Below are 26216 nucleotides of genomic sequence, written 5' to 3'. Positions count from 1 at the left end.
ACGATGAAGGTTGAACGCCAGAGAACACCACAGGAACTCGCGCCTGCTATTACGCGCTTATTTGAACTTGCTTCAGAGAAGACAAAACGCATTGCTGCGCGTTGGCAAGTGAACATGGGCGCTCCTGTTGTAACGCGCGCTGGTGAATATGCAGGTCGTAACTGGACGCAGTGGACACAGGGCTTTGCCTATGGCAATGCCATCCTCTGCTACGACATCACGCGTGATGCGAAGCTCTTGCAGATTGGTCGCGAAAACACACTGCAGCACATGGCAGAACACATTACGCACATCGGCGTGCACGATCACGGCTTCAATAATCTCTCCACGTATGGCCAGCTCCGTCGCCTGATGCAGGAAGGAATCATTCCCCACAACGAGTGGGAGATGAACTTCTATGAACTTGCGTTGAAGAGCAGTGGAGCAGTGCAGGCCGCGCGTTGGACAGACTTGCCGGAAGGCGCAGGCTTCATCCACTCCTTCAACGGATCGCATTCGCTCTTCATTGACACCATGCGTACGATCCGCATCTGCGGCGTGGCCCACGCGCTGGGGCACACCCTGTTGGGCGAGCAGGACCGCAGCATCTCGCTGTTGGAGCGTCTGCTTACGCACGCGAAGACATCCTCGCGCTTCAACATTTATTACGGCGAAGGACGCGACAGTTACGACACACCAGAGCTGCGCGGACGCACTGTGCATGAAGCGGTGTTCAATCCAAGGAGCGGAACCTTCCGTTGCCCATCCACGCAGCAGGGCTACTCTGCATTCACCACGTGGACGCGTGGTTTAGCATGGGCTGTTCTCGGATATGCGGAAGAACTTGAGTTTCTTGCAACGCTTCCCGAAAGTGATTTCATTGCCATCGGTGAGCACAAAGCCGATGCGCTCGCAATCATGGAGAAAGCAGCGCGCGCGACCTGCGACTTCTACATACAACAGGGAACAGCAAGCGATGGCATCTGCTATTGGGACACTGGCGCAGCGCAGATGCACAAGCTCGGCGACTGGATGGGCCGTCCTGCAGATCCGTTCAATGATTACGAACCCGTGGATTCCTCTGCAAGTTCAATCGCGGCGCAAGGGCTGCTGCGTTTAGGGCGCGTGCTCGGCAAAGACGGAGAAGCCTATTTCCAGGCTGGCCTCGCCGTCGCAGACACATTGCTGCAGGAACCCTATCTCTCTACCAGCGCTGCACACGAAGGCATTCTGTTGCACAGCATTTATCACCGGCCTAACGGCTGGGATTACACGCCGCCCGGCGCGAAGATTCCGCAAGGTGAATCGAGTATGTGGGGCGACTATCACATGCTGGAACTAGGCTTGCTGTTGCATCGTCTGGCTCAGGACAAGTACTACACGTTTTTCGATGCGGAGTGAGCGATGACAAATCCTGCAGATAACAAAGGGCGCGTTGCGCTGGTAACAGGCGGCGGACGTGGTATCGGCTTTGGCATTGCGAAACAACTCGCAGCCAGTGGATTTGATGTCCTCATCACCGGACGCCGCGACAAGAGCGATGTTGCGGATGCCATTGCCGCATTGGAAGCAGCACGCGCAGATGCGTCGCAGGCGATCGAATACGCCGCAGCAGATGTAAGCAGCGCAGCAGCGCGTGAAGCTTTAGTTCGTTTTGTGAACGATCGCTTCGGACGTATTGATGTGCTGGTGAATAATGCGGGAATTGCACCGCGCGTCCGCGCCGACCTTCTGGAAGCAACGGAAGAGAGCTTTGATGAACTGATCTCCACCAATCTCAAAGGGCCATACTTCCTAACGCAGGCCATCGCAAAATGGATGGTCCAGTTGCAGGAGAGCAAGCGTGAGCGGCGCACGATTGTGAATGTAAGTTCCGTCTCTGCTTTTGTCGCCAGTATCAATCGCGGCGACTACTGCATCAGCAAAGCGGGCATCGCTATGGCCACAAAACTGTGGGCCTCACGACTTACGCAGCATGGCATCGGCGTTTTTGAAGTGCAGCCCGGTGTGATCGCAACGGATATGACCGCAGGAGTGAAGGGCAAATACGATGCGCTGATGGAAACAGACCTACTGTTGGACAAACGTTGGGGGACACCCGATGACATCGGCATCGCGGTTGCCATGCTTGCATGTGGAAGCTTGCCGTATGCACCTGGGGCAACGCTGGTTCTTGATGGCGGCATGACACTCCCGCGCTTGTGAACACAACAAAGCGCGCAATCTTTTACTTGCGGCCGCTTTGTTGTGTCTAAAACTCTTATGCCACGTGAAGACGATCGATGCCTGTTTCGCGCCACGGATCAATCACGATCTTTGTGACACGATCCTTCTTATCGCGCCACACCTTGTACATCTCCGGTACGTCCTGAATACCGATACGATGCGAGATAAGGAAGCTGGGATCAATCTGTCCTGCCTCCACTTTCTCAAGCAATGGCTTCAGATATTTGTGCATATTGGTCTGTCCCATTTTCAGGTTCAAACCCTTGCCGAAAGCCGCGCCAAAGTTCAGCTTATTTAACGCACCCCCATACACACCAGGAATGGAAACATTTCCACCTTTACGTGCGGCCTGAAATATCTGGCGCAACACCGTGGGCCGATCGGTCTCCAGCATCAGCCCTTGCTCCACCTTGTCATAGAGCGCGGTCACATCTGTGCCATGTGCTTCCATGCCGACGGCATCGATGCATCCGTCAGGTCCAACACCGCCTGTAAGATCGCGCAAAGCTTCCACGATACTTTTACCGTCGGAATAGTCAATGGTGGTTGCACCGCAGTAATTGCGCGCTAACTCAAGTCGTTCCGGAAAGCGATCGATCACGAAAACCTTTTCCGCGCCCAGCATGTAAGCACTGGCGGCTGCGAATAGTCCAACCGGACCCGCGCCCCACACAGCCACGTTGTCGCCGGGTTGAATGTTTGCGTTCTCTGCGCCCTGGTATCCGGTGGGATAGATGTCTGAGAGAAATAGCACCTTCTCGTCATCGATGCCGCTTTCAATCTTGATCGGTCCTACGTCAGCAAAGGGCACGCGGACATACTGTGCTTGGCCGCCGGCAAATCCGCCATAGATATGCGAGTAGCCGAACAATGCAGAGCCTGAATAGCCATAGAACTGTTCGCAAACACGCGCATTTGGATTGGTGTTGTCACACAGTGACCATAGGTCCTTCTTGCAGAAGAGACAGCTACCGCAGGCAATGGTGAACGGCACCACAACCCGGTCGCCCTTCTTCAGGTTCTTTACCTCGCTGCCAACTTCCTCGACAATCCCCATGAATTCATGACCAAGAATGTCACCGGATTCCATGGTGGGAATGTAGCCGTCATACAGGTGCAGATCGCTTCCGCAGATTGCAGTACGTGTAACTCGGAGTATGGCATCCGAAGGGTTGATGATCTTTGGATCATCAACCGCTTGAACTTCGACCTTGCCCGTGCCCATCCAGCAAATAGCCTTCATGATCCTTGCTCCTAAATCTTTAGGTGGTGCGTCTTAGTCTTCAATGAGCTTGCGCACGCCATACCAGGCGCCCGCCGCTGCAGCCACCGCAACGCCGCCTACAACCCAGGCATTCGGCCCTTCGGAATGTTTCGGAAGATCTTGTGGGCGGGAGCGATCGGATGTGCCCGGAGGCGTCGGCATGTTCTCGCCCATCAGAAAGCGCTTCCATTGGCCCATCACGCCACGCGGGCCAGCAGGTTGTCCTTCCACGCTTGGTATCTCGCCCGCTTCCAATAACTGTTTCAGGTGGCGCAGATTCTCAATGACCAATTGTTGTGGACCACGAGATAGTATCGACGATGCGATTTTTGTTACCACACCTCCCGGCATGGCGTAATTGCTCACCCATCTAACAATGGTGCCGCGACCTGCGGGATGCGTCTCAAAAGTAACTGTGTCTTCCGTGCCAGCAAACGGGCCGTTCAATATCCGGGAAACGTGTCGAACGCCTTCAACCGCTTCCACCACCTCAACGTCGAACTCCACCTGTTTTCTCGTGGTGGGGTCCTCCATCACCCAGTGCATGGTGCGATCGCCCGTCTGCGTCACAGAAACCAAACCCTCTTGCCAGATATGCAGCGTCTCGGGTCGCGAATACAGTGCGTAGGCCTGCTCTGGTGTGGTTGCAATGGTTTGCACGGTGTGCGCCAACACGCGATTGCCTGTGCTGCCGCTTGGCAACGGAACGTACTCACTACCCTGCCGGGGAAACTGTACTGACTCTGCCATAGCTATGCCTATCTCCGGGTGATAGGACGGGGCCATGGTCATTCCCGTAGCCTGCGGGAACCGGTCAAATCCGGCCATGTCGAGTATGCGACATGGCCGGAGAAATGCTATTCGACACCAAGCTCGTGCAGAAAGAATGCCTGAATGTCTGCTTCCACATCCAGTCGTTTGGATAGTGGCATGCCACCACCGTGCCCAGCACGCGTTTCAATGCGAATGAGGACTGGCGCAGGTCCAGCCTGGTCCTTTTGCATCTGCGCAGCGAATTTGAAGCTATGTGCAGGAAACACGCGATCGTCATGATCGGCAGTGAAGATGAGCGTAGACGGATATTTCGCGCCGGGCTTCAGGTTATGCAGCGGTGAGTATTTATAGATCGCATGAAACTCCGCTTCATTTTCACTGGGTGAGCCGTAGTCTGCCTTCCATCCCCAGCCCACAGTGAACTTATCGAAACGCAGCATATCCATTACGCCAACGCCTGCAGCAACTGCTCCAAACAGATCAGGACGTTGCGTGATCATGGCACCCATCAACAAGCCACCGTTTGATTCACCGCGAATGGCAAGCTTTTTCGACGATGTGTACTTATTCGCAATGAGCCATTCGGCGCTGGCAATAAAGTCATCGAAGACATTCTGCTTGTTCAGCTTCATGCCTGCCTGATGCCATGCTTCGCCGTATTCGCCGCCACCGCGCAGGCATGCCAGCGCATACACGCCGCCGCGTTCCAGCCATGGAATCAGCGTTGCAGAGAAGTACGGCGACAAAGAAACATTGAAACCGCCATACGCATACAGCAGTGTCGGATTATTTCCGTCCAGCTTGAGGCCCTTTTTATAAGTCAGGAAAACAGGAACCTTTGTGCCGTCTTTAGAGGTAACGAATACTTCCTTTGACTCATACTGTGCGCGATCGAACGCAACCTTCGGCTCCCGATACACCGTGGATTGCAGCGTTTTCATGTCCAGCCGGAAGATCACATTCGGCGTGGTGAAGTTCGCAAAGCTGTAGAACGTCTCTTCGTCGTCACGCTCGCCGCTAAATCCCGTGGCTGTTCCAATGCCCGGCAAAGCCAGCGTGTGTATGTGATTGCCCTTCTCGTCGAACAACTCAACCTGCGTATGTGCATCCTGCAGATACTCTGCAATCAGCGTGCGATGCACCAGCGACACGCTATCCAGCTTGCTCTTTGCTTCCGGAATAACAGTGGTCCAATGCTCACGCTCCGGTTGCTTCAGGTCAATGGCAATCACCTTGCCATTGCTCGCGTTCAGCGTTGTGTACAGCCAGAAGCGCGATCCATCATTGCCAATCGGCGAGTAAGTCGCATCCGCATCCGTGATCAGTCGTTGCACCTTCGCATTTGGGTCGGTCAGGTCCAGTACTGCAAGTTCATTGTTCGGGCTGGTGCCTTGCTGCTGTGTGATGAGGAGATATTTCCCATCGTCTGTAACGCCGCTGAAGATATAGATCTCCTTGTTGTCAGGACGTTCAAAGACGACGGGATCACTCTTTTGCGCTGTGCCCAGTTTGTGAAAGAAGATCTTCATGCTGAAGTTTGCAGCCTTCAGCACATCACCATCCGGTGGAGCGTCATAGCCGCTGTAATAAAAGCCAGTGCCATCGTGCAGCCATGCGGCGCCGCCAAACTTAGTCCACTGGATCACATCAGGTAGATCTTTCCCGGTAGCCACGTCGCGGACAATGATCTTCTGCCAATCGCTTCCGGCTTCGCTCAGTGAAATGGCGGCAAGTCGGCCATCATGCGTAATGGAGAGCGAACCAATCGCCATGGTGCCATCGGCAAGGTAAGTGTTGGGGTCAATCAACTCACGCGGCTCGCCGTGCAATCCTTCGGTCCAATAAACGACGGCCTGATTCTGCAATCCACTATTCCGCGAATAGAAGTAGCGGCTGCCACGCTTCTGCGGCATGGAGAAGCGCTCATAGTTCGCCAGGTCCATCATGCGCTTGTGAATGCTGTCGCGAAATTTCAGCGGTTTGAAGTAAGCAGCGGTGACTTCGTTCTCCGCATCAACCCATGCCTTTGTCTCTGGCGAATCCAGATCTTCCATCCAGCGATACGGGTCGCTGACCTTGGTGCCAAAGTAATCGTCAACCTGCGGAACGGTGTGCGGTGTGGGATAGTGCAAGGCGGTGGTACTCCTGGGTGTCTGTGCGGTGGACATGCTGGCGGTCAGCAGAATTGCGGCAAGGTGCCGATACATGTCCAACTCCGTTGCATGAAATTTACGGCTCGCCAACTGAGTGTAACGCCGTCACAATAGCAGCATGAGTTTGCGTGGATGGGTTTGCGGTCTTCTGGTAGCGATGGGCAGCGTTCTGCATGGGCAACAGCAGCCGACACCACCGGCAGCGCCAGATCAGCCATACACCCTGCAGACCAGCGCAAAGATCGTGCTGGTGCCCACCACGGTCAGCCTGAAGGGGCAGATCATCTATGGCCTGAAGGCAAACCAGTTTCACATTACAGACAACGGTGTCGATCAACCGGTAACACTGGATGAAGATGCGGATTCGCTGGGGCTCTCCCTTGTCGTTGCGGTACAGTGTTCGCGCATGGCCATCATGGAATACGAGAAGCTGGAAGGTCTTCCGGAACTGCTTGAGAACCTTGTGGGTGGCGGCAAACGTGAAGTCGCGCTGGTTCGCTACGGAAGTCATCCAGAGTTGGTACAACCCTTCACGCGCTCCAGTGCAAAGGTCGAGGCGGCCATGCAAAAGATGGGCCCATGCGAAGACGACAAGAATGCCACACGCGATGCCGTCAGTTATGCAAGTTCGATCCTTGAGAATCGCGACAGCCACAATCGTCATGCGGTGCTGTTGATTGGCGAAGAGCGCGACCACGGCTCCACGGTGAAAGAGGCGGAACTGATCGCGCAGTTAGGTCGCAGCAATACCGTTGTCGACGCGGTGTCTTACTCGCCCGGCACAAACGAATTGCGCGAAGAAGCGACACACTTTCGCGGTGGTTCCGGTCCATTTGGCCTGTTGCTCATGGCCGTTCAGGCCATGAAGAAGAACACGGCGAAGTGGCTCACAGTGCAGTCCGGTGGCGACTACTTCAGCTTTCATAACCGCAATGGTTTCGATGAAAGCCTGACCAGGCTAAGCAATCGTGTACACAACTACTACCTGCTAAGCTTTCCCGTTCCCAAGGGCGCAGAAGATGGTCTGCATGAGATTCGTGTTAGTGTTCCCGAGTATCCCAAGGCGGACATCCGCGCGCGCCGGAACTACTACGCAGGCAATACGCCTCCGCCGGATGTAGAAAAGCAATGATGTGCGATCTGGTACTTCATGAAGTAGCCGAAATACAGGGTGATCTCGTCCAATGAGGACGAGGCCACTTTCGTTTTCCGCGGATGCCTCAGATGAGGTGCATTTGCGATCCTGGATTCGTGCCGCTGCGGCGCTGGCTGTGACTGTGGGTTGTGTTTCGCTTACGGGTTGCAGTGGTTTTTTCTTTGGCACTGGCGTCACCGTCGCGCTGACGCCATCGGCTACCAACGCCACGTATGGCACCAGCATCACGCTCACAGCAACGGTAAACGCCGCCGATGCGGCAGCAGTCACCGCACAGGGCGTTCCCACGGGAAGCGTGGACTTCTACGACGGCAGCACGGATCTGGGGACAGGCACGCTCAGCAGCGGGACCGCTTCTCTTGCAGTGACAACGTTGGCCGTCGGAACCCACACGGTATATGCAGTGTTTGATGGTTCGTCGGCTTATAACCAGGGCACATCGCCGAGCAAGACCATCACCATTACCAGCAGCAGTAGCAGCCTCACGTCCACGACGACATCGCTCACCGTTTCCTCCAGCAGCATCGCATCGGGCGGTTCGGTGACCATGACGGCAACAGTATCGTCTTCAGCCGCTTCGGGCAGTGTCAACTTCTATAACGGCACCACGCTGCTGGGATCGCAAACACTGGTCAGTGGATCGGCAAGTCTCACCACCACGGCACTTCCCACCGGGAGCGATTCCGTGACGGCCACCTATGAAGGCGACAGCACATATGCCTCCAGCACCTCAAGCGCTGTGACCGTAACGGTGAATTAACGGAACTAAATGTGTTGCACCACGGTAGTGTGTCTGCGTAGATACCAGCACGGTGGCAGCCATCCGTTTGAGGTAAGCGGAGGAAAGAGGCTGCGAGCGCAGGAGATCGTGATGTCTCCGTCAAAGTAATACTCTTCTTTGTTGCGCTTCAACTCCGCAGCACTTACCTGCGTGACTGTAACTTCATCCATACCATTGCCGCGCGCCATTCGAATGCGCCACACAATCCAGTCTGCGGCAACGATCATGCAAACAATCAGCAACGCCAACGCGGCAATGCGAAGAATCAAGCGGGCCACGCAAACCTTCCTTTCCCTGCATGTGTAGTCATACATCACGCAGCGGTCGCGATGCTATGCGTACGCTTAGGGATGCATGTTCATACGTAACAAAGATGCATTTATGACAGCACTAACATCATCACTCCATAGAACTTACCTCCCGGGGAAAACCCTCAGAGCCTATCCGCATCTATCCGGTTGGTGAATGATACAGAGCTGCCCAGGAAGCATGGCGGCGAGGAGGCAAGGACGATGAATATCTTTGGAAAGAAACTCTCGGGTTTGGTTTTGGGCAGTGTCATGGTGTTGGGTACGGCAGCTCCTTTGGTAGTAACGCAGAGTGCAAATGCGCAGCATCACGATTCGCGTTATTACTATCGCGACAGCCACGGAAACTGGCATAAGCGCCACAGTGGTATCGGCACGGGCAAGGGCGCATTAATTGGTGGTGGTGCGGGTGCTGGCATTGGTGCATTGGCAGGCGGCGGTAAGGGCGCGTTGATTGGCGGTGCCATTGGTGCCGGTGGTGGTGCACTGCTGGGCCATGCGAATGAGGAAAAACGCCACAAGGATGAAGCGCGTTACGACGCCTACGGTCGTCGCTACTAACAACAAGGCCTAATAGGAACGACGAAACGCCGCCCTGATTTTCAGGCGGCGTTTTCGTTTTTCCATGGATTTGCATCTCAAAATCCATGCGAGGAAATTTCTGGAAGGCACTGCTACTGTGCAGCGCGACAAGTTTCATAGCGGCGCATGCGGCCAGCTTCGATTGCGTAAAGGCGAAGCGTCCCATGGAGCGCGCTATCTGCAGCGACGCAAAGTTGAGCGCTGCGGATTCTGCGATGAGCGTTGCCTATCGCAACGACCTCTCGCGGTTGTCTTCCAACAGCGTTGGCCTTTTGCGTGTAGACCAGGTGCAATGGTTGTCCTATGCGCAGCAGGTGTGTCGTGTGAATGAGCCTGCAATGACGCGAGCAAATGCTGCTTCCTGTTTGAAGCCGCTGTACGACACACGCCTAAAACAGTTACGCAGTGCAGTCGGTGTCCGTGATGGAGTGGCCTTCCTGACACGGTCTCAATTTCTTGCGGAAGCTGACGTCGCGGGAAACAACCCGGATATGCCGGCAGGCGAGCATCCCGGTTATGGAACGTTGCAAGCCACATGGCCAGCGGCAGACACCGATACAGAAGAGTGGATCGCATGGAGCGCCGCGGTGGAAGCACACATGCTAAAGACTGCGGGCGCAGGCCAGATACAGGAACTGATGAATGGAACAAAACGCACGTTGCCCAAGTCATGGGATGATGCCATGGCAGCAGGTGCGGATTCGCAGATCAAAGGCGTGCTGCGTAACGTGGAGCATGATCGTGTGACGACTGTCATCGCAGCCTTCGGTATGGGACATGGCGCAGCGCATCCTTACGAAACGTCCGAGACCCTAACCTGGCTATTAAAGGAAAAGCGTGCTCTGAAGGCAGAGGACGTATTTGTTGCGAAGGAATGGAAGCAGCGCGTGGGTGAGATGGTATGGACCGATCTCAGTGCGCGGAACAAGAAGGAAAAGTTCCTCTACGAAAACGTAGATGGGCCACAGGTGAAAGCGCTCCAGGATGTACTGAGTGATGTGACGAACTGGACGCTCGAGGTCGACGGCTTGCACATCAGCTATCCGGACTACACAATCGCGCCAAGACTGTTTCATCCTGAAGATACGGTGCTGTCGTGGACGCAATTGAAGCCGCTATTAGCGAAGGGATTTGTTACGCCTTAGATTTTGCTTCCGCAAATAGAGCAGAGGCGGCCACGTAGCCGCCTCTGCTGCGTAATGCGATGCGTCTTGTTACGCGCGACGGTTGCGATGAGAATGCTTGCGCGATGCGGTCTGCAACGAGCGTCCACCAAACTGCCACTGACGAACCGGCCCCACATCCACATGAACGAACTGGCTGGTGGGGTAATAACCCACACCGCCCATGCCCAGCGAGAGCGCTGCATTGCGCAGTGCCAGCGTGCTCACGCCGGGAATGCGAATATCAATCGCCTTGGAGAGCATGTGCTGCGAATGCTCGGCCACACCGGTCGAAGAAGAACGTGTGCGCAGGAAGTTGTTGGACCACGGCGTGCGATAGCCGCAAACAATGTCGATGGTAGCGTTCGGCTTGCCCAGTTTCACCAGCAACGCATGCAGAAGATCGAACTCACGCGGATCGTAATCGGCGGTGTTCTGCGTGCGGTGGTCACGCAGGAAGTGGTTCAGCTTCGCAATGCCACCCAGGTCGTACTCCCCATCGGACTTGTAAGCCACGTCAATGTCTTCACCCGTATGCAGGTGGTGCATCCGCAGACGAAACGTCTCTGCCAGCGTGGGCTTCGCCGGGGCTGGCTTGGTCACGGGCGTTACCGGAACTTCTTCCGCGGCACGAACAGCGCGTGCGCCTGCGGCAATTCCGAGTGTGGTGAGAGTGGTGAAGGCAATGGCAAGCGTGCGGCTGGTACGCGAAGAAAGGTTCAAGCGAAAGGGCTCCGGTCCGAGGAATGGGTAAAGCGTCGTGCCTGAGCGGGGACTTCCATTTCGCGACCTGCAAATGGCATTCTCCGATGCCGATTTGTCCGCCCCAGATACGCTACTCATTCATTTTACCCAATTGCGGGGGCAACGTTGCAGAATGTACCTGCATGGGACGTCACACGCTGCCAGATGTGCCGGATGGCGCATATAGGCTAGGGGCATGGGTCTGCTGGATCGTTTTCGTTCCTCAAAAGCCGTTTCTGAAGGAAAATTCGGCTTCGCCGTGGTTGGACTGGGCCATATTGCCAAGCCTTTTCTGGAAGAACTCCGCGGTTCACTCACCTGCCGGGTCTCGGCCGTGGTCAGTGGCGATGCCGCGAAGGCAAGCGCCATGGCAAAGAAATATGGTGCGGACACCACATATTCTTATGCTGACTTTGACCGGATCGCGGACAATCCAGCGATTGACGCTGTGTACCTGGCGCTGCCCGTGAGCCTGCATCGCGAATACACGGAACGCGCCGCCGCAGCAGGGAAGCATGTACTGTGCGAGAAGCCGATGGCCTCCACCTCGGGGGATGCCGAAGCGATGATCGCCGCATGCCGCAAGGCAGGGGTGCGACTGGGAATCGCCTATCGCTGCCCCCACACCATGCCTCACAAACATCTGCGGGAACTGATCCAGACAGGAGCCTTCGGCCCCTTGTCCTCCTTGCGCATCGAGACTGGATTCGGATTTGAACTCAAGCCAGGATGGCGCGATCAGGGCACGCTGGCCGGAGGCGGATCTCTTTGGGATGTCGGGATTTATCCACTGAACGCTGCGCGCTTTCTGCTGGCAGAAGAGCCGATCGCAGTGGAAGACGCCTCCGCCACGTGCGACGCAAACGGCATGGAGCGAGAGGTGAGCTGGACGAGTGTCTTCCCATCCGGCGCTCGCGCCATCTGTTCATCCTCTTATGAACGCGATATTCCGGACACCCTGAAGGTAACGGGCGAGTTCGGCAGTGCGTTGATGGCGCCAGCATTCCGTTGGCAGGAGCCGTATCGCATCCGCGGCGAAGTCCACAACCCGGCATCTGAGCGTCCCATGGAAATTAAGGTGCGGGAGTTGGATTTTCCTGAATTCCGCCTGGAGGCAGAAGAACTGGCCGCCGCTGTACGTGAAGATCGTGACACGATTACACCTGGCGAAGACGGGCTGGCAGACTTGCGTGAAATGGAAAGAATTTACCGTGCAGCGAATATCCCTGGCTTTTGAGCAGGGGAATAGCTCAAATTGCAACGGGAATGGTGCATATATCAGGCGGTATTGTACTTAGACGAAATGAAGCGTGAAAAAGTCGCAATCATTCATAGGGTTTGTGCTACGCTATTCGCAATCGTTTGACCCTCAGTTTTGGTTCTTTGCTCGCCCTGCCCAAACGCACTTGCAAAACCGTATTGAGAGATTCAGCGAACACCAACAGAAGTATTAGGACAGGGACAAGGCAATGGAACAGGGTAATGTGAAGTGGTTCAACGACGCTAAGGGTTTTGGTTTCATCTCGCGCGACAACGGCGAGGATGTATTCGTTCACCACACGGCAATTCAGGCTCAGGGTTTCCGCTCGCTGCAGGAAGGCCAGCGCGTGAGCTTCAATGTCGTGAAGGGACCGAAGGGCTGGCAGGCTGAGAACGTACAGCCCGTCTAACTCTAAGAGTTTCTGATGGAAAGAGGGCGACCTTCGGGTCGCCCTCTTCGCGTTTACAGAGAGAAATTCGGTGTCTATGGTTCCACCGACTGACGCGTTCGCCGAAATCCGCATCCTACTTAGTGTGTGCATGCAGGAGAGCTACCCTCCCCCATCCAGAACCTCCCGGGTTCCTCTGCATGTTCGGAGACACAATTTCATCGGGCCTACGGCCAGGAGCACACCGGATGCGCATTGTTGTGCAGGATAAGTACTACCTTCGTGATTTGCATCGCGAAATTGATCTTTACGACCGCAAGCTGATTCACCTGCAGAAGCATGAGGTCTTCGCGACCGAAACTCTGCGAGATGCTGCCGTGAAGAAGATGTCGGCAAAACGCGAAACACTGGTCGCAACGGCACGTTCGTTGGCAGCTTCCGGTATTGAGTATCACGAGAGTGAACTTCCTCGCTCATTCCGCCCGGAAGGCTGGACGGACAATTGCTCCCATCGGGACGACACGGCGGCATCGGCTGAGGAAGTGGCTGCGGTTACTTCCGCGATGCACGCAGCGAAAGGGATGTCAGCCTTCGGGAAGAAGGTAAGCCACCTGCAGCAGCAAGCGCTGCGTGAAGAGGAATCGCCGCTGGCGATTGCCCTGGGCTCGTGGCAGGACGATCTGGCTGCATACAAGAAGCGTCGCCAGAAGTCTGTCCTGGCCGCTGCAAACTAAAAGACAGTTGTATCTGCGGCGGGTGGATGGTTCCGAAACAAGGACACATCTGCCCGCCGTTTTTCTTTCATTGTTTCCCAAGCCGATACCGCGTTCTCGCAGGCACCGGCTTTATGCTGGATGCCATGGCTTTCGATCTGTATTCCGTTCCCCTCACACGCATGGATGGCACCGTCACCACGCTGGGCGAGTATCGCGGCAAGGTGCTGTTGATTGTGAATGTCGCCTCAAAGTGCGGCCTGACGCCGCAGTACGATGCACTGGAAAAAACCTACAAGCGCTATCACGATGCGGGCTTTGAGATCCTTGGTTTTCCTGCGAACGACTTCGCGGGTCAGGAGCCGGGTTCCAACGACGAAATCCAGCAGTTCTGCCGCAGCACCTTCGGCGTGGACTTCCCCATGTTCTCGAAGATCACCGTGGTCGGCCCCTCGAAGCATCCGCTGTACGCGGCCATGATTGAGGCGCAGCCCACTTCTGAGGGCGCCGGCAAGCAGGACATGGTCGATGGCCTGGTCAAGTTCGGCGTAAAGCCGAATGAGGAGCCTGAACTGCTCTGGAATTTTGAGAAGTTCCTGCTGAGCCGCGAAGGCACGCCGGTGGCACGCTTCTCGCCAGACACGCTGCCCGATGCGCCTGAGGTCACACAGGCAATTGAGCGCGAACTGGCAAAGCGCTAGACGCTTAGAACGCGTCGATAAAGGGTGGGAACGTCAGCAGGAGGCTTGCGGCCAGCAGTACAAAAGCGCCGGTCACAACCTTCCTGATGTTCACATCCTTCTTTGACCACAAGCGATGCAGCAGCAGCCACGCCGCAAACCACACAGCAATCGTCACCGTGGTAACACCGGAAAGCGCACCGGTAGGGCGGTAGAAGATAAGCGCATTTTTGACGGCTGGGCTTTTATCGCCCACTAGCGTCAACACACCCAACACAGCAGCGCCAATTCCTGCAGCCAGCGTTGCTGCGGCGCCAGCACCATTCGGCAATGAGCGCGTCTCGGAAATAGAAGAATTCATTTTGCCTCCGCCTGCGAGAATGAATAGACGTGCCCGCCAACCGTGGGCGCATATTTGTTGATCATCGCGCCCCACGTGCCTGCTACTGCCGCAGAAGCAAACGCGACAATGGTGAACCACAACACCGCACTGCGCAGATAGCGTTGATTCTTGAGGTCGCGGCCGTAGTGAAAGAACGTAGCTGCCGCCATGGTCATGGCAATGGGACTGAGCCACGCAACATGCTCTTTCCACTCCATACCAAGCGTGTGCCAGCCAATCGTCGTAGGGCTCGACTTCAGCAGGAGTTGCGGATACATCGTAAGGTCATGCGTTCCAGCCGGTGCCACAGCGCGGTACCAGGGATAGACGATATACGTCCCACTCAGAACAGAGAGCCAGGCCAGTAATGCCATCGCCAGCAGATACCACTTCAATACGGCGTCTGTGTGGTCGTCAGAGGTGCCATTGCTGCGGCAGATGCTCCACAACTGGTAGATGGCAGCGGAACACGCCAGAAGAAACAGCGCGCCAAAGCCCATGCCGTGAATCAGTGTCCAAAGACCGCGGGATGTAATTTCCATCGTCCTGCCTTCTGCATAAGGCTCCGCTCTTCTCTGTAGAGAAAAGGGAGCTGACAGTTTGCTTGTGGTGATGCGGCAACAATCTTAACCAACAAAGATGAAGACAAGCTGAAAGCCAGGAAGCAAAACGGCAAATGGCCCCATCTGCCATACGGAGCAGATAGGGCCATCGCTAAGCCACTGAAATTGATGGTCGGGACGACTAGATTCGAACTAGCGACCTCACCCACCCCAAGGGTGCGCTCTACCAGGCTGAGCCACGTCCCGACGGAAGTCACAGGAGGCGCTGCCAGGGAGGCGGCGCAGGGTTTGTCTCCTGTGCGTCAGGTTCGATTGTACACGCTCCAGCCCAGGATCAGCCATCCGCGCCAAAGCCTCACGCCTTTGCCGAGGCACGATTCTTCGTAACAGCGCCCGGGTTCGGAGGCAACGAGACGTAAAACACAGCACCTTCGCCGGGAGCACTCGTGTAGCGAATCTCTCCGCCATGCCGCTCCACAATCTCTTCAGAGATATAGAGCCCCAGGCCATTGCCCAGATCGCCCTTGGTGGAGAAAAAGGGCTCAAAGAGTCGAGACTGTTGTTCTTTCGTCACACCCGCGCCATCGTCGCCAACAATGAGTTCTGCTCCGCCATCGCTTAGTGGACGCGCTTCAAGCCAAACGTTGCCACCAAGCGGTGCGGCGTCTACGGCATTTGAGACAAGGTTCGCGATCACCTGGCGAATTTGCCCAAGAATGCCCCAAATGGCTATGTCATATCCTTCGCGAACAGTGGCGGTGATGTTGCGGTTCAGTATCTTTCCTTGGAAGAGCCGCAACACCTCGGAGAAAAGCCCTCCCGCGCTGAACGTTTCCGCACCTTGAGAGTTTTCGCGGCTCCAGCGAAGCGTCTGCCGCGTGATGCCGGAAATGCGTTCCAGTTCATTTTCTGCCTGTGCCAGGTACTGCTGGGACTGTGCGTCCTCGGCTAGGTCATGCCTTACCAGGAACAGCAGGTTCGTAATGGATTCCAGTGGATTGTTGATCTCGTGTGCAATCACAGAAGTCATGCGACCGGTCAGGGCAAGCTTCTCAGTCATGCGCAGTGCGGCTTCGCGTTCGCGCCGCACTGTAAGGTCGATTACTGAGCCAATCCATCCGGCACGTTCGCCACTCTTGCGGCGGAAGGGCACAACGCGGACCATGTTCCACCGCAGTGTCCTGGGTTCGCCGCAAAGGATGCGTACCTCTTCTTCAAAGGGTTCGCCCATGTGGACGGCATTCTTCCAGACCTGATCGATGCGTGCCTGGTCCTCGGGCTCCAAGCGGCCTTCTTCGTACCAAACGCCTTGTTGTCCCAGCCCTTGTTCCAGCCAGCGGTCATTCACGTAGACCAGTTTTCCGCTGTCATCTGCCGTAAAAATTTTCTCTGGCAGAGCATGGGTTAACTGCTCGAAGCGCGAATTGGAGATCTCAGCCTCTTCTTCTGCACGACGCAGTGAGATGGTCCTCATGGCACCAAGAAATTCTCGGGCGGATTCCTCTTCCGCTTCCGTCCACTGAATGCTCTGTCCGCGAAATATCTCCCGCCACTTCTCAAACGATTTGCGAGGATGCAGATATTCGGGCCCAGTGGCTTTGCCGGGTTCACCTGCCCAGGTCACGGTGCGAACTGCCTGCGGTCGAAACCAAAGGATGTAACGTTGACGCACGTCAGAGATGCGAATGGCCAGCAGACCACTTGCCGTGTCGGCAAGATCAGCGGCCCAGCGCAGATCCTTGCTCAACTCGCGTGTCACGTAAATCTCGTTTTTGGGAACGCTATCCAGCCAGTCTGTAATGCGTGTAATGTCCGCGTCTGCGGGAACAGTGCCAGCCACATGATGCTTCCCATCAATGGACAGTACAACGCCCGCAGCAGCAGTGATCTGTTGAAGCACATCCATCTGGGTAGACAACACACCAAGGTAGTCGTTCTGGGCAGCGATGTCTGTCAGAAGCTGTCGCTGCACAAGATGAAAGCCGGTAAGTGTGTTGAGTCGCGCTGTGGCGCGGAACGTGGTGAGCTGCGTGCCCACAAGCTTTGAGAGCATGTCGCAAGCCGAACGGACCAGGTACGGTACCAACCGCCGCTCCGAATGGTGTCCGCTGATCAACCCCCACAAACGGCCTTCGCTCACGATGGAGATAGACATGGATGACACTGTGCCCATGTTCTTCATGTACTGGATATGCACCGGCGACACCGAACGCAGCACGGACAATGAAAGATCAAGAGTCTGTGGTGCTTCTTCTGTTGCGGAACGCAACGGCGAAGATGTTGCATACGCATCCGGAATAATGCGTACCGTGTTCTGCAGATAGAGTTCGCGCGCCTGCTTTGGAATGTCCGCAGCAGGAAACCGCAGGTCAAGATAGCTGGGCAGGCGTCCATTGTTCTGTTCCGACAGGACGGTTCCGTGTCCCTCTTCATCAAAGCTGTACAGCAGAACACGGTCATAGCCTGTGAGTTCTGCAACCTGTGCAGTGATTGCGTCGCAGAGTTCCTGTTCCGACTCCAGCTTGGACAACGTTCCAACGAAGTTGGTGATGATGGAGTTCATCATCTCCGACCTCACCAGCCGATCCTGCCGCTCAAATTCCAGGACACGCTTGCCCTCCACGCAATGCGTAATGACGGCATACAGTTCATCGCGGACACGGAAGGAACCGAGGTAGGTGATCATGCCTTCCGGTTCTAAAGCGCATTTTTGTTGATTGAGTGCGCTTAGCAATTCGCGGTCGAACAAAAGTTCAACGGACGCGTTCAGAATCAGCCTGAAGGGTGTGCGAAGTGAATCTGCTGCATTCTCGCTGGCCACCACAATATGTTCCTGGTCTTCATCCAGCCCCAGCAGAAAGCCGTGCGGCTGTATTGAGCCTGGAATGCGGATCGGCTCATGGGCGCAATCATTTGTGTCAATGGCAGACGGCATAGAAGAGTGCTTCGGCATTTCTTTTATTGGACATTAGCGGGAGTGTCGGCTGACGCGTGCGCGAATGAAAAAGTGTCGTGGGATTTGATGAGGCAAAAGGAATGGGGCTTATATTTTTGCCGACATGGCTTCCGCGAAGAGCGCGAACATATTTCTGGCGCTGGCAACCACAGTATCGGTGGCCTCTTCCGGCAGGTCTTCCAGGAATTCTTTGAACTGTCGCCAACGTTCTCCTGTGGCTTCGCCATATCCGCGGAAATAGCTGTCGCCCATGCCTTCGGCAAATCCAAAATGCTCTTCCAGGTGGCGAGCAAGAAGTTGTCCGCCGAGTGTGGAGCCTTCCATCACATACATACGCCCAAGAAAGACAGCGCGAGGATCGCCCGCAACAGCGGTCGACTGCATTCGTTCATGTGGCACCTCCTCCACTGAAGGTGCGAGATGTCCGAGAGTTTTCAGGTCGTTCGCCAGCAGGGCAGCGCGACGGCGTGTATGCAAAATTGGCCTCAGATCATTGGGCGCGTGAACGTCCGCCCAGTCGTCCCACGCTCGCACAATGCGATACATGCGCGCCAGGACATCGCCGTATTGCGGCAGTGTCAGCGATGGATCCATTAACGGTACGGTCGCCTCTGTGGCGTTGTGTTCCTCGCGTGTTGCATTGCGCAGAAGTGCAGTATCCATCCTGTCATCCATGGTACGTGGCATTCCTGCAGAGAGGTAAGCTCACGCGATCTTCAAGGCGTCCTGAAGGACGTTGTAATCCGCCAAAACACGGTCACCGTCCCAAAGAGCGTATCCCAATTCGCATTCGCGGCCTGCGTACGTAGCCGTGAGGAGTGACCCATGTCTCACGGCATCCGTATTTTTCGGATCGTTTTCGCCTGCCTGTTTTTCACTGCGATGCTGCAAGCGCAGACATCGGTTTCAATTCACGATGTGATGAAGAGCCTGCCGGGCGGCCCTTATCTGGGGCAGAGTGTCTCCACTAGCGGCATCGTTGTCGGCATCATGAGCGGCACCAGCACAGGCGGCGCAGCCTTTTACATCAGTGAACCCAGCACAGGATGGGACAGCCTGCAATCGACGGCAGAGGGCATGCCCATTTGGGCAAGCAGCGTAAGTGCCTGCAACAGTGTGAGCGATGGCGACGTGGTGACCGTCGTGGGCACGGTGACGAATGGCACGCTGGTGAATGCGGCCAATACGCCGGGCACAGGCATTACACCCACAAGCTGCACCGTGACCGGAACATCAACCATGACGCAGTCCATTGATCTGGCGAACTTCGGTGCGTTAACCAGTTTTGGCGATGCATTGGAGTACACGGGCATGTCTGCAACGGACAAATCGTTTGTGGCCATCTCGCCTTCCGGTGGATCGATTTCTGGTTCCGCGATGGTGGGCAACGGGCAATTCTGGGGCGTGCTTTCCAGCGGTATCACCACGAACGAACACATGTTTCGTTCCACCGGCATTGCGAAGGATGAGTACACACCCAGCGGCGCACCAAGTGGTGTGCCCACATGGAGCGGCAACCCGCAACGCATCTTGATTGACACCACAACGTTTGGCGGTACTGCCGTGAACATCACCGTGGGACAAACCATTACATGCAGCAACACAAATTCAACAGGCAAGGGAGCAACCGCTGGCATTGGTCTGATTGATTACACGTTGGGTTATGCGCGACTGCTGATCTTCAAAGAAACCACTTGCTCTGTAAGCGGCACGGTGGCTACTTCTGTTTCCGCCGTAGCAGACACAACGCACTTCAAAGTAGGAACGCTGGACCTGAACAGCTTCAACAGTACCGACGCGCTTTATGCGGCGGAACTGACCAAGGCTACGCTGGCGGTCATAAATGTCTTCGGCTCGCCCGACATCTTTGCGCTGCAGGAAGCAGGCAATCAGACCACGCTGCAATCACTGGCCACTTCGGTCAACACAGCAAACAGTGGATCAACAACCTACACCGCAACCGTTCTCGGCACAGACACCGTCAACAGCGGCTTCCTGATTAACACCACAACATTCAAGAACACGAACTTTGTCGAAGTGGGCCGCAACGCAACGTACACCACTGCATCCGGTGGCTCGGCAGCGTTATGGGATCATCCACCACTCGTGGCATCGGGCGAGTTTGTGCGCACAGGCAAGAACTATCCCGTAACCATCCTCAACGTACACATGGCATCGCGCGACAACATTGGCGACAGCACGCTGGGCGCGGATGTTCGCATACATCGCGCAGCACAGGCTGCCGCCATCAGCACGTTGGTGCAGCAGTATCAATCAGCAGGTGCGAACGTCATCGTCGCGGGCAACTTCAATGCCTACGAATACAACGACGGCTATGTGGATGTAACCGGTGTCATTGACGGATCACCCGCAGCAGCCACTGCGGTAACGCTGTATCAGGCAACAAGCACCACGGCCGCGCTGCACGACTTCACCACGGATATCACCGCAAACACGCGCTACAACATCATTGAACGCGGCAATGCAGCGGCACTGGAACACATTCTCGCTTCGAACACGGTGACGGATTCCTCAACTGCCTCTGCATCGTTGGCAAGCTATGTGAACGTGGTAACGCAGCCGCACTTCACCACGGATTATGCGGCGACAACAGAGAATGACACCACCACGCCTGCTGGCCTGACTTCGCATGATGGTTTCCTGGTGAACTTTGCAATTCCTCCCGTTCCCACGACAGCTTCTGTCTCTCCAGCCAGCATTAACTTCGGCGATGTGTATCTGGGCCACTCCTCATCACAAACCGTGACCGTAACAAACACCACCACATTCACCAGCACGGTGACGATCTCAAACATCGCCATCAGTGGCACCAACGCCAGCGACTTCACGCAAACCAGCACCTGCATCTCGCTCTCAGAAGGATCCACATGCACCGTGACGGTGACCTTTACGCCGTCGGCAACGGGCACGCGCACAGCAACGCTGACCATCACAAATGACTCCACCAGCAATGGCACGTTGACCGTATCGCTCACAGGGAACGGCGTGGATACAACGGCAACGCTAACGCCCACGTCTGCGACCTTTGCTAATACCTATGCAGGAGGCGGTGTCTCCGCCGCGCAAACGTTCACCGTAACCAACACCTCCGGAGTGGCGATTGCTGTGAACTCGGCGGCTGTAACCACCGGCTTCACCATTGCAAGCAACAACTGCACCACGTCGTTGGCGGCATCGGCCACCTGCACCATCAGCGTGACGTTTACACCCAAGACCACCGGCGCACAGACGGGAACGTTGACTGTGACGACAAACACCACAGCCAACCCCACACTGACCGCGACTCTGAACGGGACCGGCCTGCCCACCACGGCCACGCTCACACCCACCAGCGCCAGCTATGGAACACAGATCCTTGGCACAACCTCCAGCGCGACGGTGTTTACATGGAGCAACACCTCGTCCGTGCCGCTGACCATCTCCAGCGTGAGTGCAAGTGGCGACTACAGCGTGAGCGCCACCACCTGCACCGGCCAGATCGCAGCGAATAGCTCCTGCACTGCATCCGTGGTGTTCACACCCACCGTGCTGAAAACACGCACGGGCACGCTGACCATCTTGTCCACTTCCACGGCCAACTCCACACTGACTGCATCGCTCACCGGCATCGGCGTTGCCGATGTGGAAGCCGACGTGGATTCTGTGAACTTTGGCAACGTGGATGTGGGCTATAGCTCCGCGGCGCAGACCTTCACGGTGACGAACTACACCAACAACGCCATCGCCCTCACGGGTATTAGCATCACTGGCGATTACAGCTACACCACCACATGCGGCTCCGCGCTCGCTGGCAAAAGCGCGTGTACCGTATCCGTGATCTTTACGCCCACGGCCACAGGCACACGCACCGGCGCAGTTTCTATCACCACCAACGACACAAAGTACCCGCTGATTACCGTGGCGCTTACGGGCAACGGTGTGGACTTCTCCCTTGCGTTAAACCCCACCAGTGGCAGTACCATCGCGGGCGAGTCCGTCAGCGTCACAGCCACCACCACGGCCATCGGAGGATTCAACGCACAGGTCGCGTTCTCCTGCACGACGGTAGCGCAGGGTTCCACATGTGACATCTCACCCTCCACCTTCACCCTCAGCGGCACCAGGAAATCCGCCGTCACCATCACCACCACCAGCAAATACACGGTCATCGGCTATGGCAGCATGTTGCTTGGCCGGGGATGGATGATGGGGCTGCTGGGCGGCCTTGGTGCAGGAATCCTCTTCGCCGCGCGCAAACGTGCTCGGGTGGCCATGCGGCTGATGCTCTTATTGCTGGGGTTTGGGGTGGCTGTGGGCGCCATCTCCGGCTGCAGCAGCAAGTATCCGGACCTGAACTCGCCGTATACGGAACCGGGAACCTACGACTACACGGTGACGGTGACGGACGGCCAGATCAGCCATTCCGCCACCTACTCTCTCGCGGTTCGAGCCAAATGACGACGCTTTGGGGCGGGAAGTGTGAGCGCATTTCCCGCCCAAAGCGTCGTTATTTCGCCTTTTCCTGTACTCGCGCACCTGCCGCACCCCGTCAGACGTTGTGCAATCCCCATCCTTGCATCCGGAAAAGTTCGCCGGGGTGAGAGATTCCGCATCTGCGCTACAGGAAATAACGCTATGGCGACTACACTGCTTCATGCCGACGTGTTGAAATTTGCAACCCGGGAACGAGTCTCCGTTGCTATGGAGCTGGACGACATTGATACGCTGGCCCGGAATTATCGTCCGCGGCTACTGCGCTTCGTCATGGCCAGTGTCCGGGACGAGGATCTGGCAGACACGATCGTGCAGGATGCACTACTGAAGGCTTACCGCAATCGCGCCGGTTTCCGCGGCGATTGCAGCTTGAACACATGGCTGACGGGCATCGCGGTGAATCTCATCCGCGACCATGCGCGTACGCAGAAGTTCAAGTTCTGGAAGAAGGCTGGCGCGTCCTCGGTGGACGCCAGCGAAATGGCTAACCACCTGCGCAGCAGTGGCTCCTCGCCGGAGGGTACGTTACTGGCACGCGAGCAGGCGCTCCAGGTGCACCAGGCAATGGAGGAGCTTTCGCCAAATCAGCGCACCGTCTTCCTGCTTCGCTTCATCGAAGAGATGGAATTGGCGGAGATTGCCGAAGTAATGGATATGCCGGTAAATACGGTGAAAACACATCTGCATCGCGCGGTAAAATCCGTTCGAACGCGTGTAGGAGGGCAACGGGTATGACAGAACACAAACAAAACCCGATGGATTCCTCGGAACACCTCAGCGACGAGCTTTTCTGCGAAATGCTGGTCTCGCAGCATCGCGCCCCGGAGGAAACGGTAGAACTCGCGGAGATGAAGGACGCACTGGCGACCTACCGGACTGAAACGATGGCCTGGGCTGAGCGCCGCAGCGCCGCACAGCCTTCACTGGCTGCCGCTGCACGCCGCCAGCACCTGTGGTCTGCGGCTCCGCAGTGGGCCATGGCCGCTGTGGCCATCATGTCGATTACGGTCGGTGTGCTGCACTTTACGGGCGTTCCCGGCGACGAAACGGCCATGGATGAACAAACAATTCCTGCCGCGGCTGTGGCGCAGGCCAATCCGCAGCAGCAGATTGCAGACGACAACGCTCTTCTGGAATCGATTAACTCCGCACTGAATACCGGAAGCACTCTGCCAGTGGATGCGCTGGGTCTGAGCCGTGCACAGAATGCCGGAACACGGCATCATGGAAGTGTGGAATAGCAAGAAGTTCTATGGAAGGCAATGATGACGCTGGGACGCAATAGCCGGATGCTGCTGATGGGCTGCCTGATGATGGCGGCTACGGCGGCGTACGCCCAGGGCCCCGGTGGCCCAGGCGGTCCGGGTGGTGGTCCTGGTGGAGGCATGGGTATGCCCGGCGGCGGTGGCCGTATGGGCGGCATGCGTGGCGGTATGCCGCACGGCGATGGCTCTGGCGGCATGCGCGGAGGCTCCCGCGGCAACAGCAACAGTGTGTCCGGCCGTTGGTGGGACAACAAAGGCATGGCTAAATCGCTGGGCCTGAACAGCGACCAGCAAAAGCGCATGGACCAGGTGTTCTCGCAGAACCGCGACACGCTGCAGCAGCGCTACGACGCGTTTGTGAAGCAGCAGGCCAAGCTGGACAACCTGAAGCGCAGCAACAACGCCTCTGAGAATGACCTGTTCACTGAGATTCAGCGCACAGCGCAGGCGCGCGCCGAGCTGGAGCAGGCATACACGCACATGCAGTTGCAGATCCGCGGAGAAATGACGCCGGATCAGATCAACAAGCTGGACGAAGCATCGCACTAAGCGATTGCTTGTGACACAAGAAGAAAGGCCCGGCAAGCAGCCGGGCCTTCCTCATTTGTGATCACTTACGCGTCTTTTTCGGTAACTGCCTTCATCGGCTTCTGCGGATAAGGCCGTCCAGCGTTCAGCGTCTTCTCCAGGTCGTCGTCATAGCCGTACATATCGCGGAAGAAGTGCATCTCGCCATCGTCGCTCCACGCCGTGCCATAGAAAACCACAACAGGAACCGGCTTAGGCAGCAGCACCGTCTTGTTGTCCTGGCCGTCGTTCATGGCGTCGGCAATGGATTCCTCATCCCACTTGGAACTGTCGCGCAGCAACCAGTCTGCCAGCTTCGGCGGGTCCTGCAAACGAACGCAACCGTGCGAGTAATCGCGGCGCGTGCGGGTAAACAGTGCCTTCTCATTCGTATCGTGCAGATAGACATTGAACTGGTTCGGGAACATGAACTTCACCAGCCCCAGCGAGTTTGAAGTGCCTGCCTTCTGCCGAACCATCTGCGTCCCTTTGTCGATCGCAGCAATGTTCGGTGTAACCAGGTTGCCCTTCAGGTCTACGGTTTCGTAGTTCTTGGCGCCCAGATAGCCGGGCTGCTTCTGCATGTGCGGAATGATCTCTTTACGCGCAATCGACGGTGGCACATTCCAGTACGGACGGAAGACAAGATACTTCATCTGGTCTGCAATCACCGGCGTGTGGTGTGTGTCGTCATCACTCTTGCCATCCACCACGTTCATGCGGAAGACCTCGTGATGATCGTTGCCCGTGCCTTCAAACGCGCGCAACTCAAACTCCGGCAGGTTCACAATGATGGCTGCATTCTGATAGTCGTCATTCAGCCAGCGCCAGCGCTCCATCGTGTCCACAATTTGCGTAACGCGTGCTGTAATCGGCGTATTCAACGCATCAATCGTGGCACTGCCAAGCTTGCCGTCTTCGTTCAGACCATGACGATGTTGAAAGTGCTTCAGCGCTTCTGTCAGGTCTGCAGACGAAGCCGTCGCATTCGCATCGCCGCTGTAGTCACCCAGCAACGTCAGCTTCTGCTGCAGCGACTGCAACGCAGGATATCCCGCTGTAATCGCAATGGATTTCGCCGACGGATTCATTTCAGGCAGTGGATCGGTGTGATCCTGCGGTACCAGGTCAAGGTATTGCTTCAGCCCAGTCTTCAGCGCTTTGTATTGCAACGACTGCGGCTCCACAGCATCCACTGCTGCGGTGACGTCAGACGCGTCGACGATCTGCGTGTTGAGAACAGTGACCACATCAAGCTTCTTTTCGTTGTAGCCCTTCACACCGAATGTGAAATGCGCAGGATTCGTGCGGCCCTGGTGCAGATCGTTGAGATACCGCATCGCATTCACCGTCAGCGCCACATCAAACAGAGCAGCGCCCTCCGGCGATTTCAGGTTCGCCACGCGCTCGCTCCATCGGCTGGCATCGTAATCTTCCGGACGCAGGCCACGCTGCATGGCGTTGGAAAACTCCTGCAACATCGCATCCGCCTGCGCGGTGGGCTTGCCGTTCTTCACCCACAACAGGTCGAAATCGTGCGTGTCGTACAGGTTATTCACCTGCGCCTGAATGTCTGTGAAGTCGGGATACTTCATTCCGTCGATGTGGCCCGGCGTAATGCTGGCAACAATCTGCGGCGTGTAATCCGGTTCACTGCTGGTCGCGTGATGAATGATCTGGTGCGTGCGCTTGCAACCGGAAAGAGGAAGAAGAGCGAATACAACTACAAGAGCAAATCGACGAACGTAAGTCTGCATAGAGTCCTGCACGCTTGGATGCGTAAATTGGCGCATGTGGTATTCGCGTACCGAATGCGT

Annotated in this window: 24 protein-coding genes and 1 tRNA gene; 14 read left to right on the top strand and 11 right to left on the bottom strand. The window is 56.3% G+C overall.

Going from position 1 to position 26216, the window contains the following annotated elements:
* Positions 1–3 precede the first annotated feature (3 nt).
* Together JAO32_RS11975 and JAO32_RS11970 are read left to right on the top strand one after the other, a co-directional pair.
* A complete protein-coding gene (locus tag JAO32_RS11975; protein ID WP_334240642.1) occupies positions 4–1380 on the top strand; it encodes a hypothetical protein in 1377 nt (458 codons plus the stop codon).
* Between the two features lie 3 nt (positions 1381–1383).
* Positions 1384–2184, top strand: coding sequence for a 3-ketoacyl-ACP reductase (locus JAO32_RS11970; protein WP_334240640.1), 801 nt, complete (start codon positions 1384–1386; stop codon positions 2182–2184).
* Positions 2185–2239: 55 nt separating this feature from the next.
* Here JAO32_RS11970 and JAO32_RS11965 read toward each other — a convergent pair whose 3' ends face one another.
* The 3 genes from JAO32_RS11965 to JAO32_RS11955 form a co-directional block, all read right to left on the bottom strand.
* On the bottom strand, positions 2240–3448 hold the full coding sequence (locus JAO32_RS11965; RefSeq protein ID WP_334240638.1) for a zinc-dependent alcohol dehydrogenase: 1209 nt from the start codon (positions 3446–3448) through the stop codon (positions 2240–2242).
* Positions 3449–3481: 33 nt separating this feature from the next.
* A complete protein-coding gene (locus JAO32_RS11960; protein ID WP_334240636.1) occupies positions 3482–4219 on the bottom strand; it encodes an SRPBCC family protein in 738 nt (245 codons plus the stop codon).
* Positions 4220–4326: 107 nt separating this feature from the next.
* Positions 4327–6450 carry a prolyl oligopeptidase family serine peptidase gene (locus tag JAO32_RS11955; RefSeq protein ID WP_334240634.1) on the bottom strand — a complete coding sequence of 708 codons (2124 nt, stop codon included), beginning with the start codon at positions 6448–6450 and terminating at the stop codon, positions 4327–4329.
* A gap of 64 nt (positions 6451–6514) precedes the next feature.
* Here JAO32_RS11955 and JAO32_RS11950 point away from each other — a divergent pair, with 64 nt between their 5' ends.
* Positions 6515–7528, top strand: a complete 1014-nt coding sequence (locus tag JAO32_RS11950; RefSeq protein ID WP_334240631.1) for a VWA domain-containing protein — start codon at positions 6515–6517, stop codon at positions 7526–7528.
* A gap of 103 nt (positions 7529–7631) precedes the next feature.
* Positions 7632–8312 (top strand): Ig-like domain-containing protein, encoded by a 681-nt coding sequence (locus tag JAO32_RS11945; protein WP_334240630.1) that lies wholly within the window; start codon positions 7632–7634, stop codon positions 8310–8312.
* 5 nt (positions 8313–8317) lie between these two features.
* Here JAO32_RS11945 and JAO32_RS11940 read toward each other — a convergent pair whose 3' ends face one another.
* Positions 8318–8611, bottom strand: a complete 294-nt coding sequence (locus JAO32_RS11940; RefSeq protein WP_334240628.1) for a hypothetical protein — start codon at positions 8609–8611, stop codon at positions 8318–8320.
* A gap of 234 nt (positions 8612–8845) precedes the next feature.
* Here JAO32_RS11940 and JAO32_RS11935 point away from each other — a divergent pair, with 234 nt between their 5' ends.
* Together JAO32_RS11935 and JAO32_RS11930 are read left to right on the top strand one after the other, a co-directional pair.
* Positions 8846–9202, top strand: a complete 357-nt coding sequence (locus JAO32_RS11935; RefSeq protein WP_334240626.1) for a glycine zipper domain-containing protein — start codon at positions 8846–8848, stop codon at positions 9200–9202.
* Positions 9203–9288: 86 nt separating this feature from the next.
* Positions 9289–10368, top strand: coding sequence for a DUF3298 domain-containing protein (locus JAO32_RS11930; RefSeq protein WP_334240624.1), 1080 nt, complete (start codon positions 9289–9291; stop codon positions 10366–10368).
* 69 nt (positions 10369–10437) lie between these two features.
* Here JAO32_RS11930 and JAO32_RS11925 read toward each other — a convergent pair whose 3' ends face one another.
* Positions 10438–11109: a DUF882 domain-containing protein gene (locus JAO32_RS11925; protein ID WP_334240622.1), complete on the bottom strand. Its 672-nt coding sequence runs from the start codon at positions 11107–11109 to the stop codon at positions 10438–10440.
* Between the two features lie 217 nt (positions 11110–11326).
* On the opposite strand from JAO32_RS11925, the gene JAO32_RS11920 reads away from it, so the two are divergent.
* The 4 genes from JAO32_RS11920 to JAO32_RS11905 all read left to right on the top strand — a co-directional run bounded on the left by JAO32_RS11920 (position 11327) and on the right by JAO32_RS11905 (position 14193).
* Positions 11327–12367: a Gfo/Idh/MocA family protein gene (locus JAO32_RS11920; RefSeq protein ID WP_334240620.1), complete on the top strand. Its 1041-nt coding sequence runs from the start codon at positions 11327–11329 to the stop codon at positions 12365–12367.
* Positions 12368–12599: 232 nt separating this feature from the next.
* A complete protein-coding gene (locus JAO32_RS11915) occupies positions 12600–12800 on the top strand; it encodes a cold-shock protein (protein WP_047490646.1) in 201 nt (66 codons plus the stop codon).
* 227 nt (positions 12801–13027) lie between these two features.
* Complete coding sequence (locus tag JAO32_RS11910) at positions 13028–13513, top strand: hypothetical protein (RefSeq protein WP_334240617.1); 486 nt, start codon at positions 13028–13030, stop codon at positions 13511–13513.
* A gap of 125 nt (positions 13514–13638) precedes the next feature.
* The gene (locus JAO32_RS11905) at positions 13639–14193 is read left to right on the top strand and encodes a glutathione peroxidase (protein WP_334240614.1); all 555 of its coding nucleotides are present in this window, start codon (positions 13639–13641) and stop codon (positions 14191–14193) included.
* Positions 14194–14197: 4 nt separating this feature from the next.
* Here JAO32_RS11905 and JAO32_RS11900 read toward each other — a convergent pair whose 3' ends face one another.
* The 5 genes from JAO32_RS11900 to JAO32_RS11880 form a co-directional block, all read right to left on the bottom strand.
* A complete protein-coding gene (locus tag JAO32_RS11900; protein WP_334240612.1) occupies positions 14198–14533 on the bottom strand; it encodes a hypothetical protein in 336 nt (111 codons plus the stop codon).
* Positions 14530–15096, bottom strand: a complete 567-nt coding sequence (locus JAO32_RS11895; protein WP_334240610.1) for a hypothetical protein — start codon at positions 15094–15096, stop codon at positions 14530–14532. The genes JAO32_RS11900 and JAO32_RS11895 overlap by 4 nt, the downstream gene beginning before the upstream one ends.
* A gap of 190 nt (positions 15097–15286) precedes the next feature.
* Positions 15287–15363, bottom strand: a tRNA-Pro gene (locus tag JAO32_RS11890).
* A gap of 109 nt (positions 15364–15472) precedes the next feature.
* The gene (locus JAO32_RS11885; protein ID WP_334240608.1) at positions 15473–18052 is read right to left on the bottom strand and encodes an ATP-binding protein; all 2580 of its coding nucleotides are present in this window, start codon (positions 18050–18052) and stop codon (positions 15473–15475) included.
* A gap of 108 nt (positions 18053–18160) precedes the next feature.
* Positions 18161–18736: a biliverdin-producing heme oxygenase gene (locus JAO32_RS11880; protein WP_334240606.1), complete on the bottom strand. Its 576-nt coding sequence runs from the start codon at positions 18734–18736 to the stop codon at positions 18161–18163.
* Between the two features lie 162 nt (positions 18737–18898).
* Between JAO32_RS11880 and JAO32_RS11875 the strand changes: the two genes are divergently transcribed.
* The 4 genes from JAO32_RS11875 to JAO32_RS11860 all read left to right on the top strand — a co-directional run bounded on the left by JAO32_RS11875 (position 18899) and on the right by JAO32_RS11860 (position 24381).
* Positions 18899–22531 carry a choice-of-anchor D domain-containing protein gene (locus tag JAO32_RS11875; protein WP_334240604.1) on the top strand — a complete coding sequence of 1211 codons (3633 nt, stop codon included), beginning with the start codon at positions 18899–18901 and terminating at the stop codon, positions 22529–22531.
* Between the two features lie 177 nt (positions 22532–22708).
* Positions 22709–23302, top strand: coding sequence for an RNA polymerase sigma factor (locus JAO32_RS11870; RefSeq protein WP_334240603.1), 594 nt, complete (start codon positions 22709–22711; stop codon positions 23300–23302).
* Positions 23299–23808, top strand: a complete 510-nt coding sequence (locus JAO32_RS11865) for a hypothetical protein (protein WP_334240602.1) — start codon at positions 23299–23301, stop codon at positions 23806–23808. The genes JAO32_RS11870 and JAO32_RS11865 overlap by 4 nt, the downstream gene beginning before the upstream one ends.
* A 21-nt stretch (positions 23809–23829) precedes the next feature.
* A complete protein-coding gene (locus JAO32_RS11860) occupies positions 23830–24381 on the top strand; it encodes a hypothetical protein (RefSeq protein WP_334240599.1) in 552 nt (183 codons plus the stop codon).
* 65 nt (positions 24382–24446) lie between these two features.
* Here the strand turns inward: JAO32_RS11860 and JAO32_RS11855 are convergent, their stop codons facing one another.
* Positions 24447–26156 carry a L,D-transpeptidase family protein gene (locus tag JAO32_RS11855; protein WP_334240597.1) on the bottom strand — a complete coding sequence of 570 codons (1710 nt, stop codon included), beginning with the start codon at positions 26154–26156 and terminating at the stop codon, positions 24447–24449.
* Between the last annotated feature and the right edge of the window lie 60 nt (positions 26157–26216).

Source organism: Terriglobus sp. ADX1 (assembly GCF_036877645.1).
GTDB lineage: Bacteria > Acidobacteriota > Terriglobia > Terriglobales > Acidobacteriaceae > Terriglobus.
Note: the sequence above shows the minus strand (reverse complement) of the source record. Positions and strands in the feature narration are given on the sequence as shown.